Origin of the sequence: Streptomyces sp. NPDC016309, from assembly GCF_043077235.1 — a bacterium.
Classification (GTDB): domain Bacteria; phylum Actinomycetota; class Actinomycetes; order Streptomycetales; family Streptomycetaceae; genus Streptomyces.
In genome coordinates this window covers 1-18,612 of the sequence record NZ_JBIBSG010000026.1, presented here as the reverse complement: position 1 = coordinate 18,612, position 18,612 = coordinate 1, and the positions used below count along the sequence as shown (strand labels likewise).

3 protein-coding genes are annotated in these 18,612 nt (G+C 73.9%); all 3 read left to right on the top strand.

Annotated features, from left to right (window positions below; all coding sequences use genetic code 11):
- Positions 1-5,792, top strand: a 5,792-nt coding sequence (locus ACF068_RS32000; protein ID WP_392277820.1) for a type I polyketide synthase, incomplete at its 5' end; no start/stop codon positions are given.
- Positions 5,793-5,899: 107 nt separating this feature from the next.
- Positions 5,900-16,261: a type I polyketide synthase gene (locus ACF068_RS31995; protein ID WP_392277819.1), complete on the top strand. Its 10,362-nt coding sequence runs from the start codon at positions 5,900-5,902 to the stop codon at positions 16,259-16,261.
- 21 nt (positions 16,262-16,282) lie between these two features.
- Positions 16,283-18,612, top strand: a 2,330-nt coding sequence (locus ACF068_RS31990; protein ID WP_392277818.1) for a type I polyketide synthase, incomplete at its 3' end; no start/stop codon positions are given.

Below are 18,612 nucleotides of genomic sequence, written 5' to 3'. Positions count from 1 at the left end.
TCCACACCGCCGGTGTTCTTGATGACGGTGTTCTTGACGCGTTGACGCCGGAGCGTTTCGCGTACGTCTTGCGTCCCAAGGTCGACGCGGCGCGCAACCTGCACGAGCTGACGGTCGAGCTGGGCATCGACCTGTCCGCGTTCGTGCTGTTCTCGTCCATGAGCGGCACCATCGGCGCAGCGGGGCAGGGCAACTACGCCGCTGCGAACGCCTATCTGGACGCGCTGGCCGAGCAGCGTCGTGCCGACGGCCTCGCCGCTACGTCTCTGGCGTGGGGTCCGTGGGCCGAGGGCGGCATGGCCGCCGACGAGGCGATGGACGCCCGGATGCGCCGCGAGGGCCTGCCGCCCATGGCACCCGACATGGCACTGACCGTCCTGCGCCGGAGCGTGGCGTCCCGCGATGCCGCTGACGCCGCTCTGCTGGTGGTGGACGTGGACTGGCAGCGCTTCGCGCCGGCCTTCACCGTCGCCCGTCCCAGTAACCTCCTCGCCGAACTTCCCGAGGCCCAGCCGGCGTCCGAGCCCCGTACGGGCTCCGCGCGCCCCGCCGAGGGAGCCGGCTCGCCGGCCGAGCGGCTGGCGGGCATGACCCCGGCCGAGCAGGAGCGAGAGCTGCTCACGCTGGTCCGGGCCCAGGTCGCCGCCGTGCTCGGGCACGACGGTTCGGACGCCGTCCGTGCGGAACGGGCCTTCAAGGAGCTGGGCTTCGACTCGCTGACCGCCGTCGAGCTGCGCAACCGGCTCGGCGCCGTGACCGGCGTGACGCTGCCGGCCACGCTGATCTTCGATTACCCGACCGCCTCGGCCCTCGCGGCCTACTTGCGGGATGAGCTGCTGGGCACGGAGACCGCCGTGGCCGGGCCGGTGGCCAAGGCCCCCGTCGATGACGACCCGATCGTGATCGTGGCGATGAGCTGCCGCTTCCCGGGCGGGGTCCGCACCCCGGAGGACCTGTGGCAGTTGCTGGCCACCGGCGGCGACGCCATCGGTGAGTTCCCGGCCGACCGTGGTTGGGACCTGGACGCGCTCTACAGCCCCGACCCCGACAAGCAGGGCACGTTCTACGCCCGCGAGGGCGGGTTCCTGTACGACGCCGCCGACTTCGACGCCGACTTCTTCGGGATCTCGCCGCGCGAGGCGCTGGCGATGGACCCGCAGCAGCGGCTGCTTCTCGAAACATCCTGGGAGGCCTTCGAGCGGGCGGGTATCGACCCGTCGTCACTGCGGGGCAGCCAGGCCGGTGTCTTCGTCGGCACCAACGGCCAGGACTACGGAGCGACGCTCCGGACTGTCCCGGACGGCATCGAGGGCTTCCTCGGTACCGGCAACGCGGCGAGCGTCGTCTCCGGTCGGCTCTCGTACGCCTTCGGTCTCGAAGGCCCGGCCGTCACCGTCGACACCGCCTGCTCCGCCTCGCTGGTCGCCCTGCACTGGGCGGTCCAAGCGCTGCGCAACGGCGAGTGCTCGCTGGCGCTCGCGGGTGGTGTGACGGTGATGTCGTCGCCGGGCGCCTACATCGACTTCAGCCGCCAGCGGGGGCTGGCGGAGGACGGCCGTATCAAGGCGTTCGCGGCGTCCGCCGACGGTACGAGCTGGGGCGAGGGCGTCGGCATGCTGCTCGTCGAGCGGCTGTCGGACGCGCGGGCGAACGGCCACCCGGTCCTGGCCGTCGTGCGAGGCTCGGCGATCAACCAGGACGGTGCCAGCAACGGGCTGACCGCCCCGAACGGTCCGTCCCAGCAGCGCGTCATCCGCGCCGCCCTCGCCAACGCGGGGCTGTCCACGACGGACGTCGACGCGGTCGAGGCGCACGGCACCGGCACCAGGCTCGGCGACCCGATCGAGGCGCAGGCGCTCCTCGCCACCTACGGGCGGGAACGAGCCGAGGACCAGCCCCTGTGGCTCGGCTCCATCAAGTCGAACATCGGCCACACCCAGGCCGCCGCCGGTGTCGCCGGCGTGATCAAGATGGTGCTGGCGATGCAGAACGGGGTGCTGCCGAAGACCCTGCACGTCGACGAGCCGACTCCGCACGTCGACTGGACGTCCGGCGACCTCGCCCTGCTGACCGAGCAGACGGAGTGGCCCGAGACCGGCCGCCCGCGCCGGGCCGGCGTCTCGTCCTTCGGGTTCAGCGGTACGAACGCCCACACCGTCCTGGAACAGGCGCCGCCGCTCGCCGAGGAGACGGCCCCGGCAGCCGAACCGGGTCCCACGCCCCGGGTCGTACCTTGGGCGCTGTCGGCGAAGAGCGAGGCGGGGCTGCGCGCCCAGGCCGAGCGGCTGCGCACGCGCATCGCGTCGGATCCGCTGCCAGGGACCGCGGACGTCGGCTACTCCCTGGCCACGTCCCGGGCGGCCCTGGACCGCCGTGCCGTCGTCGTCGCGACGGAGCGGGAGGAGTTCCTGGCCGCTCTGGAGACGCTGGCGGCGGGCGAGCAGGCGCAGAACGTGGTGCGGGGCATCGCCACCGAGGGCGGACTGGCGTTCCTGTTCACGGGACAGGGCAGCCAGCGGCTGGGTATGGGCCGTGAGTTGTACGAGGCCTACCCGGTGTTCGCCGACGCACTGGACGCGATCTGCGCCCACATGGACCTGCCGCTGAAGGACGTGCTGTTCGGCGCGGACGCGGCTGCTCTCGACCGTACGGAGTTCACGCAGCCGGCGCTGTTCGCGGTCGAGGTGGCGCTGTTCCGGCTGCTGGAGAGCTGGGGCGTGAAGCCCGATTTCCTGGCCGGGCATTCGATCGGTGAGATCGCGGCCGCGCACGTGGCCGGGGTGCTGTCCCTGGAGGACGCGTGCACGCTGGTGGCGGCTCGTGGCCGATTGATGCAGGCGCTGCCGTCCGGTGGCGTGATGATCGCGGTCCAGGCGTCGGAGGACGAGGTCCTTCCGCTGCTCACCGAGGGCGTCAGCATCGCGGCGATCAACGGTCCGCAGTCGGTCGTGGTCGCGGGTGACGAGGCCGACGCGGTGGCCATCGCCGGACACTTCGAGGAGCTGGGTCGTAAGACCAAGCGCCTGACGGTCAGTCATGCGTTCCACTCGCCGCACATGGACGGCATGCTCGCCGACTTCCGCAAGGTCGCCGAGAGCCTGTCGTACGCGTCCCCGCGCATTCCGGTGGTCTCGAACCTGACCGGTGCGCTGGTCACGGACGAGATGGGGTCGGCGGACTTCTGGGTACGGCACGTCCGCGAGGCCGTGCGGTTCCTGGACGGCGTACGCGCTCTGGAGGCCGCCGGGGTCACCACGTACCTCGAACTCGGCCCCGACGGGATCCTGTCGGCCTTGGCCCAGGACTGCCTGACCGGCGACACGGACGCGGTCGTCTTCGCGCCCGCTCTCCGCGCCGGCCGGTCCGAGGCGGAGACCATCACCACCGCCCTCGCCCAGGCCCAGGTCCGGGGCGTGACGGTCGACTGGGAGGCGTACTTCGCCGGTACGGGCGCCCGGCGGGTCGATCTGCCGACGTACGCCTTCCAGCGCAAGCGCTACTGGCTGGAGGAGGCTCCCGGCGCGACCGTCGCCGAGGGGCTGGGCGGTGCGGACGCGGAGTTCTGGGCCGCCGTCGACACGGCGGACCTGTCCGCGCTGACCGCCACCCTGGGCGTCGACGCGGACCAGCCCCTGAGCGCCCTGCTGCCCGCCCTGTCCGCATGGCGGCGGCAGCGCCAGGAGCGGTCGGTCGTCGACGGCTGGCGGTACGGGGTCACCTGGAAGCCGCTGGCCGATCCGGTGGCGTCGCGACCGTCCGGCACCTGGCTCGTGGTGGCCCCGGCCGGCGGGGACGCGCGTGTGATCACGGTGTCCCAGGCGCTGGCCGCCCACGGTGTGGACGTCCGGGAAGTGTCCGTGGACGTCGCCGACTCGGACCGGACGGCGTTGGCCGGCCGGCTGCGCGAGGCGCTCGCGGGCGGCGGGGCCGACGGCGTACTGTCCCTGCTGGCGTTCGCCGACGCCCCGCACCCCGCCCACCCGGCGGCGCCCGCCGGCCTCCTGCTGACCGCGACGCTCGTGCAGGCGCTCGGCGACGCGGGAATCGCCGCCCCGCTGTGGTGCGCCACGGCCGGAGCGGTGGCGACCGCCCCGTCCGACCGGGTCCTGAGCGCCGCCCAGGCGCAGGTCTGGGGCCTGGGCCGGGTGGTTTCCCTGGAGCACCCCGAGCGCTGGGGCGGACTCGTCGACCTGCCCGCCACGCTGGACGGGCGGACGGTCGACCGGTTCCTGGCCGTGCTCGCGGGCGGCGCCGGCGACGAGGACCAGCTCGCCGTGCGGTCCGCCGGCCTGCTCGCCCGCCGGATCGGCCACGCCGCGCCCCGGACCGCGGCCGGAGCCGGAGCCGGAGCCGGAGCCGGTACTGGTACTGGTACCGATACCGGGTCCGGGACCGAAGCCGGGACCGACGGCGACACAGGGACGGTCACCTCCGAGTGGCGTCCCCGCGGCACGGTCCTCGTCACCGGAGGTACGGGAGCGCTCGGCGGGCACGTCGCCCGCTGGCTCGCGGCCGGGGGCGCCGAGCACGTGGTCCTCGCCGGTCGGCGCGGACCCCAGGCGCCCGGTGTCGACGCCCTGGTCGCCGAGATCACCGCGCTCGGCGCGCGGGCCACGGCCGTCGCGTGCGACGTGACGGACCGGACCGCCGTGGCCAACCTGCTGGCGAGCCTCACCAGCACCTCCGGCGGGGGCGACGCCGGCCCCGCCCTCACCGCCGTGTTCCACACGGCGGGCGCCGGGCAGTTCGCGCCGCTGGACGAGACCGGCCCCGGGGACGTGGCCGATGTCGTGGCCGCCAAGGTCGCGGGTGCCACGCACCTCGACGAGCTGCTCGAGGGAACCGACCTGGACGCCTTCGTGCTCTTCTCGTCGATCGCCGGTGTCTGGGGCAGCGGCGGCCAGGCCGCCTACGCCGCGGCCAACGCCCACCTCGACGCCCTGGCGCAGCAGCGCCGCGCCCGCGGCCTGACGGCCACCTCCGTGGCCTGGGGGCCGTGGGGCGAGGGCGGTCTCGTCGCCGACGACGAGGCGGCCGAGCAACTGCGCCGGCGCGGACTGACCGTCATGGCACCGGAGCTGTCGATCGCCGCCCTCCAGCAGGCACTCGACGGGGACGAGACGGCCGTCACGGTCGCCGACGTCGACTGGAGCCTGTTCGTCCCGGCGTTCACCGCCGCACGCCCGCGCCCGCTGATCGCCGACCTCCCCGAGGTGCGCCGGGTCCTCGACGCCGAACGGGACGGGGCCGCCACGGCGGCCGATGAGGCGGGGAACCTCCAGGCCGAACTGCGGAGGATGAGCGGGCCCGAGGCCGAGCGCACCGTGCTCCACCTGGTGCGCACCCAGGTCGCCGTCGTCCTCGGACACGACGGGGCGGCGACGATCGAGGCCGGCCGCGCCTTCAAGGAGCTGGGCTTCGACTCCCTCACCGCGGTCGAACTCCGCAACCGCCTGGGCGCCGCGACCGGACTGAAGCTGCCCGCCGCTCTGGTCTTCGACTACCCGACCCCCACCGCCCTGGCCGACCACATCAGGGCGGAACTCCTCGGCGAGGAGACCACGCCCGGGCTCCCCGCCCTCGCGGAGATCGACAAGCTGGAGTTCCTCCTCTCGTCGGTCCCCGAGGACAGCACCGAACGCGCCCGCGTCACCGCACGGCTCGAATCGCTCCTGGCGAACTGGAACAAGGCCGACCGGGCGGTCATCGGAGAGGACGAGGAATTCTCCATCGAATCGGCATCCGCCGACGACCTCTTCGACATCATCAACAACGAATTCGGAAAATCCTGATCTGATGACCGATCCGATGACCGACCCGCTACCGGATCCGCAAACGGATCCGGCAACGGACCAGACATACGCAAGCAATCAGCAATTCCCCAGGGGGTGACGTTTCAGTGGCCGGCGCTAACGAAGAAAAGCTTCTCGAAAACCTGAAGTGGATGACCACTGAGCTGCGGCGGGCCCGCCGCCGCCTCCAGGAGGTCGACGAGGAAGCCCGGGAGCCCATCGCCATCGTCGCGATGAGCTGCCGATTCCCCAACGGCGTACGGTCGCCGGAGGACTTGTGGCGCCTGGTTGCCACGGGCGGCGACGCCATCACCGGATTCCCCGCCGACCGCGGCTGGGACGTCTCCTCGCTCGCCGACCCGGACCCCGACCGCAAGGGCACCTTCTACAACACCGGCGGCGGATTCCTCGACGAAGCGACCGTCTTCGACCCCGAATTCTTCGGAATTTCGCCGCGCGAGGCGCTGGCGATGGACCCGCAGCAGCGCCAGCTCCTGGAAACCTCGTGGGAGGTCTTCGAACGCGCGGGCATCGACCCCTCGGACGTACGGGGCAGCCGTACCGGCGTCTACGTCGGCGCGGGAGCCATGGGCTACGGCGCCGACCTCAAGGAGGCACCCGAAGGCCTCGAAGGCCTGCTTCTGACGGGCGGCGCGACCAGCGTCCTGTCCGGCAGGGTCAGTTACGTCTTCGGCCTCGAAGGCCCGGCCGCCACGGTCGACACCGCCTGCTCCTCCTCCCTCGTCGCGCTGCACCTCGCCACCCAGGCCCTCCGCCAGGGAGAGTGCTCGCTCGCCCTCGTCGGCGGTGTGTGCGTGATGCCCAACCCCGACGTGTTCGTCGAGTTCAGCCGTCAGCGCGGCCTGGCCGCCGACGGCCGCTGCAAGTCCTTCGCCGCCTCCGCCGACGGCACCGGCTGGTCCGAAGGCGTCGGTGTCCTGCTCGTCGAGCGGCTGTCCGACGCCCGCCGCAACGGCCACCCGGTCCTCGCCGTGGTCCGTGGCTCGGCCGTCAACCAGGACGGCGCCAGCAACGGGCTCACCGCCCCCAACGGCCCCGCCCAGCAGCGCGTCATCCGCCAGGCCCTGGAGAACGCCAGGCTCTCGGCCGCCGAGGTCGACGCCGTCGAAGCGCACGGCACCGGCACCACCCTGGGCGACCCCATCGAGGCCCAGGCCCTCCTCGCCACCTACGGCCAGGACCGCCCCGCCGACCGTCCCCTGCGGCTGGGCTCGCTCAAGTCCAACATCGGCCACACCCAGGCCGCCGCCGGTGTCGCCGGCATCATCAAAATGGTCATGGCCATGCGCCACGGCGTGCTCCCGCAGACCCTCCACGTGGACGAGCCCACCCCCAACGTCGACTGGTCGGAAGGTGCCGTCTCGCTCCTCACCGAGCCGGCCCCCTGGCCCGAGACCGGCGCCCCGCGCCGCGCCGCCGTCTCCGCCTTCGGCGTGAGCGGCACCAACGCCCACACCATCATCGAGCAGGCCCCCGACGCCGAGGAGCCCGCGGAGGCCGCCCCTGCCGCCGCGCCCCACGTGCCGGTCGTCCTGCCCTGGACCCTCTCCGCCAGGAGCGCCGACGCGCTGCGCGCCCAGGCCGCACGCCTGCTGGCCACGCACGGCCAGGGCCACCCCACCGCACGCCCCGTCGACATCGCCCACTCCCTGGCCACCACCCGCGCGGCCCTGGGGCACCGGGCGGTGCTCCTCGGTGACGGCTCCGACGTGCGTTCGCTGACCTCCTTGCTGGGTGCCCTCGCCGAGGGCGAGCAGGTCCCGGGCCTGGTGAAGGGTACGGTCGTCGGTGGCGGCCTTGCTTTCCTGTTCACGGGTCAGGGCAGTCAGCGGCTGGGTATGGGCCGTGAGTTGTACGAGGCATACCCGGTGTTCGCGGAGGCCCTGGACGCGATCTGCGCCCGCCTGGACCTGCCGCTGAAGGACGTGCTGTTCGGCGCGGATGACGAGACGCTGGACCGGACGGAGTTCACCCAGCCGGCGTTGTTCGCGGTCGAGGTGGCGCTGTTCCGGCTGGTGGAGTCGTGGGGCGTGAAGCCCGACTTCGTGGCCGGGCATTCGATCGGTGAGATCGCGGCCGCGCACGTGGCGGGTGTGTTCTCGCTGGAGGACGCGTGCACGCTCGTTGCCGCGCGTGGCCGGTTGATGCAGGCGCTGCCTGCTGGTGGCGTGATGATCGCGGTGCAGGCGGCTGAGGACGAGGTCCTGCCGCTGCTGACGGACCGGGTGAGCATCGCGGCGATCAACGGTCCGCAGTCCGTGGTCGTAGCGGGCGACGAGGCCGACGCGGTGCTCATCGCCGAGCACTTCGAGGAGCAGGGTCGTAAGACCAAGCGGCTGAGCGTGAGCCATGCGTTCCACTCGCCGCACATGGACGGCATGCTGGACGACTTCCGTACGGTCGCGGAGTCGATCTCGTACGAGGCTCCGCGTATCCCGGTCGTGTCGAACCTGACCGGTGCGCTGGTCACGGACGAGATGGGTTCGGCGGACTTCTGGGTGCGGCATGTCCGGGACGCGGTGCGGTTCCTGGACGGCGTGCGTGCTCTGGAGGCGGCCGGGGTCACGACGTACCTCGAACTCGGCCCGGACGGGGTCCTGTCGGCCCTGGCCCAGGACTGCCTGACCGGCGACGCGGACACGGCGGTCTTCGCGCCCGCCCTTCGCTCGGGTCGACCGGAGGCCGAGACGGTCAACACCGCGCTGGCCCAGGCTTACGTCCGGGGCGCAACCGTCGACTGGGACGCGTACTTCGCCGGCACGGGCGCCCGGCGCGTCGACCTGCCCACGTACGCCTTCCAGCACGAGCGGTACTGGCTGGAGCCGAGTGCCGCGGGGGCCGGTGACGTGAGCGGCGCCGGACTCGAACCGGCCGCGCACCCGCTGCTCGGCGCGGCCGTCACCCTGGCCGGTACCGACAGTGTGCTGTTCACCGGCCGGCTCTCGCTGCGCACCCACCCCTGGCTCGCCGGGCACACCGTGGCCGGTACGGCCGTACTGCCGGGCGCGGCCTTCGTCGAACTCGCCGTACGCGCCGGGGACGAGGCCGGCTGCGGGCACGTCGAGGAACTGGAGCTCGACGCCCCGCTCCGCCTGCCCGCCGAAGGCGCGGTGCGGCTCCAGGTGCTGGTCGACGCCCCCGACGACCGGGGCCGTCGCACCCTCACGGTCTCCTCCCGGGCCGAGGCCGCTCCGGCGGACGCCCCCTGGGAGCGCCACGCCCGGGGCGTGCTCGCGCCCACCGCCCCCACCGCGTCCTTCGACCTGGCGCAGTGGCCGCCCGCCGGTGCCGAGGCCGTGGACGTCACGGACCTGTACGCCACCGACCCGGACACGGCCACGCCCCGGCGCGAGGCGCTGTTCCGCGCCGTGCGGGCCGTCTGGCTCCGTGACGGCGAGCTCTTCGCCGAGGTCCGCCTCCCCGAGGACGACACCGAGGGGGCCGGCTTCGGCCTGCACCCGGCGCTGCTGGACGCCGCCGCGCACGCGGCCTTCGTACGGGACGGCGACACCCGTACGGGCGCCGGGCTCGGCATGTGGTCGGACGTGACGCTGTACGCCGAGGGCGCGGGCGCCCTGCGCGTACGGGCGCGGGACACCGGCGAGGGGGCCGTCGCGCTGGACCTCGCCGACGACCTGGGCCGGCCGGTGGCGACGGTGGGCGGACTGGCCCGGCGGCCGTTCGGGACGGTGGAGCCCGGCACGGAGCCGGGTGTGTCGGCCGTTCGCCACGAGTCGCTGTTCCAGCTCGACTGGGTGCCCCTGCCCCTGCCCCTGACTCCGCCCCTGCCCCTGCCCCTCGCGGACGGTACGCCGGCCGACGGCATGGCTTCGGCTGCCTCCGGCGACGGGTGGGCGGTACTGGGCGACGCGGCGTTCGGCCCGGCCGCCCGGTACGCGGACCTGACGGCGCTGGGCGAAGCGGTGGCCGCGGGTGCCCCCGTACCCGCGCACGTCCTCGTCCCCTTCACCGAGCCGGCGGCCGGTGACGGGCCGGAGGCCCTGCACGGGGCCACGCACCGGGCGCTCGCCCTCGTGCGGTCCTGGCTCGCCGACGAGCGGTTCGCCGCCTCGCGCCTCGTCGTCCTCACTCGCGGCGCGGTCGCCGGCCCGGACGAGGGCGTCGACGACCTGCCGCACGCCGCCGTCTGGGGCCTGGTCCGCTCGGCGGAGACGGAGAACCCGGGGCGGTTCGTCCTCGCCGATCTCGACGGGCACGGAGCGTCGGACGCGGCCGCCCCCGACCCCGCGCACCTCACCCTCCTCGCCGCCGCCCTCGCCTGCGACGAGCCCGAGCTGATGCTGAGGGACGGAGCCGTACGCGTCCCCCGGCTGTCCCGCAACCGCACGCTCGCCGGCTCCGAGTCCGGGTCCGGGTCCGCGTCCGGGTCCCGCCTCGATGCCGGGTCCGGCTCCGGTACCACCGCCATCGACCCGGACGGCACCGTCCTGATCACCGGAGGCTCCGGCACCCTCGCCGGCATCGCCGCCCGGCACCTCGTCACCACGCACGGCGCGCGCCACCTGCTGCTCCTGAGCCGCCGGGGTGCCGGCGCCCCCGGCGCCCCCGCGCTCACCGACGAACTGACCGCGCTGGGGGCCCGGGTCACCTGGGCCGCCTGCGACGCGGCCGACCGTGACGCCCTCGCCGCCGCCCTCGCGGCGGTACCCGCCGAGCACCCGCTCACCGCGGTCGTCCACACGGCCGGAGTCCTGGACGACGGCGTCGTCGCCTCGCTCACCCCCGAGCGGCTTGACGCCGTCCTGCGGCCGAAGGCCGACGCCGCCCTGCACCTCCACGAGCTGACCCGCGACCTGCCCCTCTCGGCGTTCGTCCTGTACTCGGCCGTCGCCGGAACCCTCGGCAGCGCCGGGCAGGCCAACTACGCGGCCGCCAACGTCTACCTCGACGCCCTCGCCCAGCACCGCCATGGCCAGGGCCTGCCCGCCACGTCCCTCGCCTGGGGCATGTGGGCCGACGCCAGCGGGATGACCGGCGCGCTCGACGAGGCCCACCTGCGGCGCATGGAACAGCACGGCATGGGCGCCCTGTCCGCAGCCGAGGGCATGACCCTGCTCGACGCGGCGCTCACCGCCGGCCGGCCCGTCCTCGTCCCCGCCCGCCTCGACCTCACCGCCCTCCGCACCGCCGCGGGCCCCGGCCCGGTCGCCCCGGTCTTCCGGCAGCTCGCCGGCACCGGCGGCCGCCGCACGGCACGCACCCGCGCCGGCGGCACCCCGCTCGCCGAGCGGCTGCACCGCCTCACCGCGCCCGAACAGGACCGGGCCCTGCTCGACCTCGTACGCACCCACGTCGCCGCCGTACTCGGCCACGCCTCGGCCGAACGGGTCGACGCGGACAAGGCGTTCAAGGACCTCGGCTTCGACTCGCTGACCGCCGTCGACCTGCGCAACCGCCTGTCCGCCGCCACCGGCCTGCGGCTGGCCACCACGCTCGTCTTCGACCACCCGTCGCCCACCGCCCTCGCACGGGAGCTGCGCACCGAACTCCTCGGCGACCCGAACGGCGCACACGACCCGGCCAACGGCACGGCCGACGGTCTCGCCACCGGCGCGGGCGCGCTCTCCGGAACCCCCGCCGCCGGCCTCGCCGACGACCCGGTCGCGATCGTGGCCATGAGCTGCCGCTACCCCGGCGGCGTCCGCACCCCCGAGGAGCTGTGGCGGCTCGTCGAGACCGGCGGCGACGCGATCTCCCCGTTCCCCGGCAACCGGGGCTGGGACGTCGACGCGCTGTACGCGGACGGCGACGGCCACGCCTTCGCGGGCGGCTTCCTGCACGACGCCGACACCTTCGACGCCGACTTCTTCGGCATCTCGCCGCGCGAGGCGCTGGCGATGGACCCGCAGCAGCGGCTGGTGCTCGAAACGGCCTGGGAGGCGATCGAACGCGCCGGCATCGCCCCGTCCGCCCTGCGCGGCAGCCGGGCCGGTGTCTTCGTCGGCGCCGCCTACAGCGGTTACGACGCCCAACTGGAACAGTCCGGCGCCGACGAGGTCCTCGGCCACGTGATGACCGGCAACGCGGGCAGCGTCCTGTCCGGCCGCGTCTCCTACGCCCTGGGCCTGGAGGGCCCGGCGGTCACCGTCGACACGGCCTGCTCGTCCTCGCTGGTCGCCCTGCACTGGGCCATCCAGGCGCTGCGCAACGGCGAGTGCACGATGGCGCTGGCCGGTGGCGTCACCGTGATGTCCACCCCGGGCACCTTCAGCGAGTTCAGCCACCAGGGCGGACTCTCGCCCGACGGCCGCATCAAGGCGTTCGCCGCTGCCGCCGACGGTACGGGCTGGGCCGAGGGCGTCGGCATGCTGCTCGTCGAGCGGCTGTCGGACGCGCGCAAGAACGGCCACCCGGTCCTCGCCGTGGTCCGCGGTTCGGCGGTCAACCAGGACGGCGCCAGCAACGGGCTCACCGCCCCCAACGGCCCGTCCCAGCAGCGCGTGATCCGCGCCGCCCTGGCGAGCGGAGCGCTGACCCCCGCCGATGTCGACGTCGTCGAGGCGCACGGCACCGGCACCAAGCTGGGCGACCCGATCGAGGCCCAGGCGCTCCTCGCGACGTACGGCCAGGACCGGCCCGAGGACCGGCCGCTGCTGCTCGGCTCCATCAAGTCGAACATCGGCCACACCCAGGCCGCCGCCGGTGTCGCGGGCGTCATCAAGATGGTCATGGCGATGCGCCACGGCGTGCTCCCGCAGACCCTGCACGTCGACGAGCCGACCCCGCACGTCGACTGGACGGCCGGGGACATCGCCCTGCTGACCGAGCGGACGGAGTGGCCCCGGACCGACGACCGGCCGCGCCGGGCCGGCGTCTCGTCCTTCGGTATCAGCGGGACGAACGCCCACACCATCATCGAGCAGGCCCCCGAACCCCTCCCCGCGCCGCAGCCACCGACGGCGATCAGCGCGCCGGAGACCCTGGCCTTCGTCCTCTCGGCCAGGAACGCGGACGCCCTCCGCGCCCAGGCCGGCACGCTCCTGCCCGTGGTCGAGTCCCCCGAGCGGCCCCGGCCGGTCGACCTCGCCCACTCGCTGGCGACCGGCCGGGCGGCCCTCCACGAGCGCGCGGCGATCGTCGCCGGCGACCACGAGTGCCTTACTCGCGCCCTGGAGGCCCTGGCGGCGGGCGAGCAGGCCACCGGGCTGGTGCGGGGCACCGCCACCGGTGGTGGGCTGGCGTTCCTGTTCACGGGTCAGGGCAGCCAGCGGTTGGGCATGGGCCGTGAGCTGTACGAGGCGTACCCGGTGTTCGCGGAGGCGCTGGACGCGGTGTGCGCGCACACGGACCTGCCGCTGAAGGACGTGCTGTTCGGGGCCGATGGTGAGGCGCTGCACCGTACGGAGTTCACCCAGCCTGGGCTGTTCGCGGTGGAGGTGGCGCTGTTCCGGCTGGTGGAGTCGTGGGGCGTGAAGCCGGACTTCCTGGCGGGTCATTCGATCGGTGAGATCGCGGCCGCTCATGTGGCCGGGGTGTTCTCGCTGGAGGACGCGTGCACGCTGGTGGCGGCTCGTGGGCGTCTGATGCAGGCGCTGCCGTCCGGTGGCGTGATGATCGCGGTGCAGGCGTCGGAGGACGAGGTCCTTCCGCTGCTCACGGAGGGCGTCAGTATCGCGGCGATCAACGGTCCGCAGTCGGTCGTGATCGCGGGTGATGAGGTCGACGCGGTGGCCATCGCCGGACGTTTCGAGGAGTTGGGTCGTAAGACCAAGCGCCTGACGGTAAGTCATGCGTTCCACTCGCCGCACATGGACGGCATGCTGGCCGACTTCCGCAAGGTCGCGGAGTCGATCACGTACGAGACCCCGCGTATCGCCGTCGTGTCGAACCTGACCGGTGCGCTGGTCACGGATGAGATGGGTTCGGCGGACTTCTGGGTACGTCATGTCCGCGAGGCCGTGCGGTTCCTGGACGGCGTACGCGCTCTGGAGGCGGCCGGGGTCACGACGTACCTCGAACTCGGCCCGGACGGGATCCTGTCGGCCCTGGCCCAGGACTGCCTGGCCGGTGAGGCGAACGCGGCGGTCTTCGCGCCCGCCCTCCGCTCCGGCCGGCCCGAGGCGGAGACGTTGAACACCGCCGTCGCCCAGGTATACGTCCAGGGCTCGGCGGTCGACTGGGACGCGTACTTCGCCGGTACCGGCGCCCGGCGGGTCGACCTGCCGACGTACGCCTTCCAGCGCAAGCGCTACTGGCCCGAGCCCGCCGCCGCCCCGCGCGGTTCCGGGTCCGGCGCCACCGCAAGCGACGTCGACGCCCGTTTCTGGGAGGCGGTCGAGCACGCGGACCTCGCCTCGCTCACCGGCGGGCCGGCGATCGACGTCGACCAGCCGCTCAGCGCCGTACTGCCGGCGCTCTCGGCGTGGCGGCGCGACCAGGAGGCGCTGGCCCGTGCGGACGCCCGCTCGTACCGCGCCACCTGGCAGCCGTGGTCCGGCGCCGACCGGGGCACGCCCACCGGCACCTGGCTCGTGGCCGTGCCCGCGCCGCACACCGAAGACCCCTGGGTCCGGGCGCTGACCGACCGCCTGCGCGACGGCGGCGTCCACGTCGAAACGCTCCTGCTCGACGTCACCGAGTGCGACCCGGGCGCGCTGCGCACGCGCCTGGACGAGCGGCTCCGCGAGGCGGGCGACGGCCCGGTGTCGGGCGTCCTCTCCCTGCTGGCGCTCGACGAACGGCCGCACCCGGAGCACCCGGGCGTGCCGGTCGGGCTGGCGCTCAGCTCGGCGCTCACCTCCGTCCTGCCCGGGGCCGTCGACGCCCCGCTGTGGTGCGTCACCCGTGACGCGGTCGCGGCCGTCGCCTCCGACGCACTCGGCGGCGCCGCGCAGGCGCAGGTCTGGGGCCTGGGCCGGGTGGTCGCCCTGGAGCACCCCGAGCGCTGGGGCGGTCTGGTCGACCTGCCCGCGACGTGCGACGACCGCACCCTGGCCCGTCTGACGGCGCTGCTCGCGGGCGCGGGCGACGAGGACCAGCTCGCGGTCCGCGCCGCCGGCACCTTCGTACGACGGCTGGTGCGCACCGCCCCGGAGACGGCACCGGCCGCGACCTGGACCCCGCGCGGCACGGTGCTCGTCACCGGCGGTACGGGAGCGCTCGGCCGCCACGTCGCGCGCCGGCTCGCCGAGCGGGGCGCCGAACGGCTCGTCCTCGTCAGCCGCCGCGGCGCCGACGCGCCCGGCGCGGCCGAGACCGAGGCCGAACTCACCGCGCTCGGCGCGTCCGTGACACTCGCCGCCTGCGACGTCGCCGACCGGGACGCGCTCGCGGCGCTGGTCGCCCGCCTGGCCGACGAGGGCACCCCGGTACGGGCCGTGGTGCACGCCGCCGGCATCTCCCAGCCGCCCGGCACCGGCACCGACCTGCCCGGCTTCGCCCGGGTGGTGGCCGCGAAGACGGCCGGCGCCGTCCACCTCGACGCGCTGTTCGACACGCCGGACTCACTCGACGCCTTCGTCCTGTTCTCCTCCATCGCCGGCGTCTGGGGCAGTGGCGGCCAGGGCGCCTACGCGGCGGCCAACACGTTCCTCGACGCACTCGCCGAACGCCGCAAGGCCCGCGGCCTCCCCGCGACGGCGATCGCCTGGGGCCCGTGGGCCGACGGGGGCATGGCGACCGAGGGCGACGCGGAGGAGCAGCTGCGCCGCCGTGGCCTCCCGCCCATGGACCCGGCGACGAACCTGCTCGCACTGGAACGCGCCGTCGCCGGCCGGGACGCCGCGGTGACCGTCGCGGACGTCGACTGGGCACGGTTCGCGCCCGTGTTCGCGGCCGCTCGCCCCCGCCCGCTCATCGCCGACCTGCCCGAGGTCCGGGAGGCACTGCGCGGCTCCGGCCCGTCGTCCGGCGACGCGGCGGCCGACGCGCCTCCCGCCGCGCTCCGGCGGCTCACCGAGCTGGCCGGGGACGACAGGCGGGCGGCCGTCCTCGACCTCGTACGCGAACACGCGGCAGCCGCCCTGGGGCACGACTCCGCCGACGCGGTCGCACCCGACCGGGCCTTCAAGGACCTCGGGTTCGACTCCCTCACCGCGGTCGACCTGCGCAACCGGCTGGGCACCACGTGCGGACTGCGACTGCCGTCCAGCCTCGTGTTCGACTACCCCAACCCGCAGGCGCTGACCCAGCACCTGCTGCTGACCCTCTTCCCCGAGGCGCCCGGCGACCCGGCCGGCACCACCGTCGACACCGACCCGCAGGAAGCGGAGCTGCGCCGGACCCTGACCGGCATCCCGCTGCACCGCATCCGCGAGGCCGGACTGCTGGACAGCCTCCTCCGGCTCGCCGGCCCCGACGAGCCCGCCACCAGCAGCACCACCGCCACCGCCGACGCGCAGTCCATCGACTCGATGGATCTCCAGGACCTCCTCGACCTGGCCCTCGACGGCGGCGGCGACGACGACCACCACAGCAACCGATCCTGACGTGCCCGAAGTGCGGAGTAAGTGATGACAACCCCCAACGAAAAAGTCGTTGAAGCGCTGCGGGCCTCCCTCAAGGAAACCGAGCGGCTGCGTCGCCGGAACCAGGAGCTCACCGACGCCTCACGCGAACCGATCGCGATCGTCGGCATGAGCTGCCGCTTCCCCGGCGGCGTCCGGTCGCCGGAGGAACTGTGGAGACTCGTCGAGACCGGTGGCGACGCCATCACGGGCTTCCCCGAGAACCGGGGCTGGGACATCGATGCGCTGTACGACCCCGACCCGGACCACGACGGCACCACCTACGCCCGCGACGGCGGGTTCCTGCACGACGCGGCCGACTTCGACCCCGCGTTCTTCGGGATCTCGCCGCGCGAGGCGCTCGCCATGGACCCGCAGCAGCGGCTGCTCCTGGAGACCACCTGGGAGGCCTTCGAGCGCGCCGGGATCGACCCGGCCACCCTGCGCGGCAGCCGGGCCGGAGTCTTCGTCGGCGCTTCCGCCAACGCGTACGGGGCCGGCAACCACGACCTCCCCGACGGTGTCGAGGGCCACCTGCTCACCGGAACCGCCTCCAGCGTCGTCTCCGGCCGCCTCGCCTACTTCTTCGGCCTCGAAGGCCCCGCCGCCACCATCGACACCGCCTGCTCGTCCTCCTCCGTCGCCCTGCACATGGCCGTGCAGGCGCTGCGCCAGGGGGAGTGCTCGCTCGCGCTCGCCGGGGGCGTCACCGTCCTCGCCGGCCCCGACGTCTTCGTCGAGTTCAGCCGCCAGCGCGGCCTGTCGCCCGACGGCCGCTGCAAGTCCTTCGCCGAGGCCGCCGACGGCACCGGCTGGTCCGAGGGCGTCGGCGTCCTGCTCGTGGAACGCCTTTCCGACGCCCGCCGTAACGGCCACCAGGTCCTGGCCGTCGTACGCGGCTCCGCCGTCAACCAGGACGGCGCCAGCAACGGGCTCACGGCCCCCAACGGCCCGGCGCAGCAGCGCGTCATCCGCCAGGCCCTGGAGAGCGCCCGGCTGACGCCCGCCGACATCGACGCCGTCGAGGCCCACGGCACGGGCACCACCCTGGGCGACCCGATCGAGGCCCAGGCCCTCCTCGCCACTTACGGCCAGGGACGTGCGGCGGATCAGCCGCCGCTGTGGCTCGGCTCGCTGAAGTCGAACATCGGCCACACCCAGAACGCCGCCGGTGTCGCGGGCATCATCAAGATGGTCATGGCCATACGGCAGGGTGTCCTGCCCCGGACCCTGCACGTCGACGAGCCCACCTCGCACGTCGACTGGTCCGCGGGCGGCGTCTCGCTGCTGACCGAACCGGTGCGGTGGCCGGACACCGGCCGCCCCCGCCGGGCCGGCGTCTCCGCCTTCGGCGTGAGCGGCACCAACGTCCACACGATCATCGAGCAGGCTCCTGTTGTGGAGGAGTCGGTGGAGGTGGCGGGGGCTGTTGTGGCGCCTGTTGCTTCGGTGGCGGTGACGCCGTGGGTGCTGTCGGCGAAGGGCGGGGAGGCCCTGTGTGAGCAGGCCCGTCGTCTGCTCGCTCGTGTCGAGCAGGACTCTGTGTTGCGTCCGGTGGACGTCGGTCTGTCGTTGGCGGTGGGTCGTGCGTCGTTCGAGGACCGGGCGGTGGTGTTCGGGGCCGATCGTGAGGGTCTGCTGGCGGGCCTGGTGGCTCTGTCGGAGGGTTCGTCGTCGGCGGGTGTGGTGACCGGCTCGCCGGTGGCGGGCAAGGTGGCGTTCCTGTTCACGGGACAGGGCAGCCAGCGGTTGGGCATGGGCCGGGAGCTGTATGAGGCGTTCCCGGTGTTCGCGGAGACGCTGGATGCGGTGTGCGCCCACATGGACCTGCCGCTGAAGGACGTGCTGTTCGGCGCGGATGACGAGACGCTGGACCGGACGGAGTTCACCCAGCCGGCGTTGTTCGCGGTCGAGGTGGCGCTGTTCCGGCTCGTCGAGAGCTGGGGCGTGAAGCCCGACTTCGTGGCCGGGCATTCGATCGGTGAGATCGCGGCTGCGCATGTGGCGGGTGTGTTCTCGCTGGAGGACGCGTGCACGCTCGTTGCCGCGCGTGGCCGGTTGATGCAGGCGCTGCCTGCTGGTGGCGTGATGATCGCGGTGCAGGCGTCGGAGGACGAGGTCCTGCCGCTGCTGACTGAGCGGGTGAGCATCGCGGCGATCAACGGGCCGCAGTCGGTCGTGGTCGCCGGTGATGAGGACGCGGCCGTCGCCATTGCCGGGTCCTTCGAGGAGCAGGGCCGTAAGACCAAGCGGCTGAGCGTGAGCCACGCGTTCCACTCGCCGCACATGGACGGCATGCTGGACGACTTCCGTACGGTCGCGGAGTCGATCTC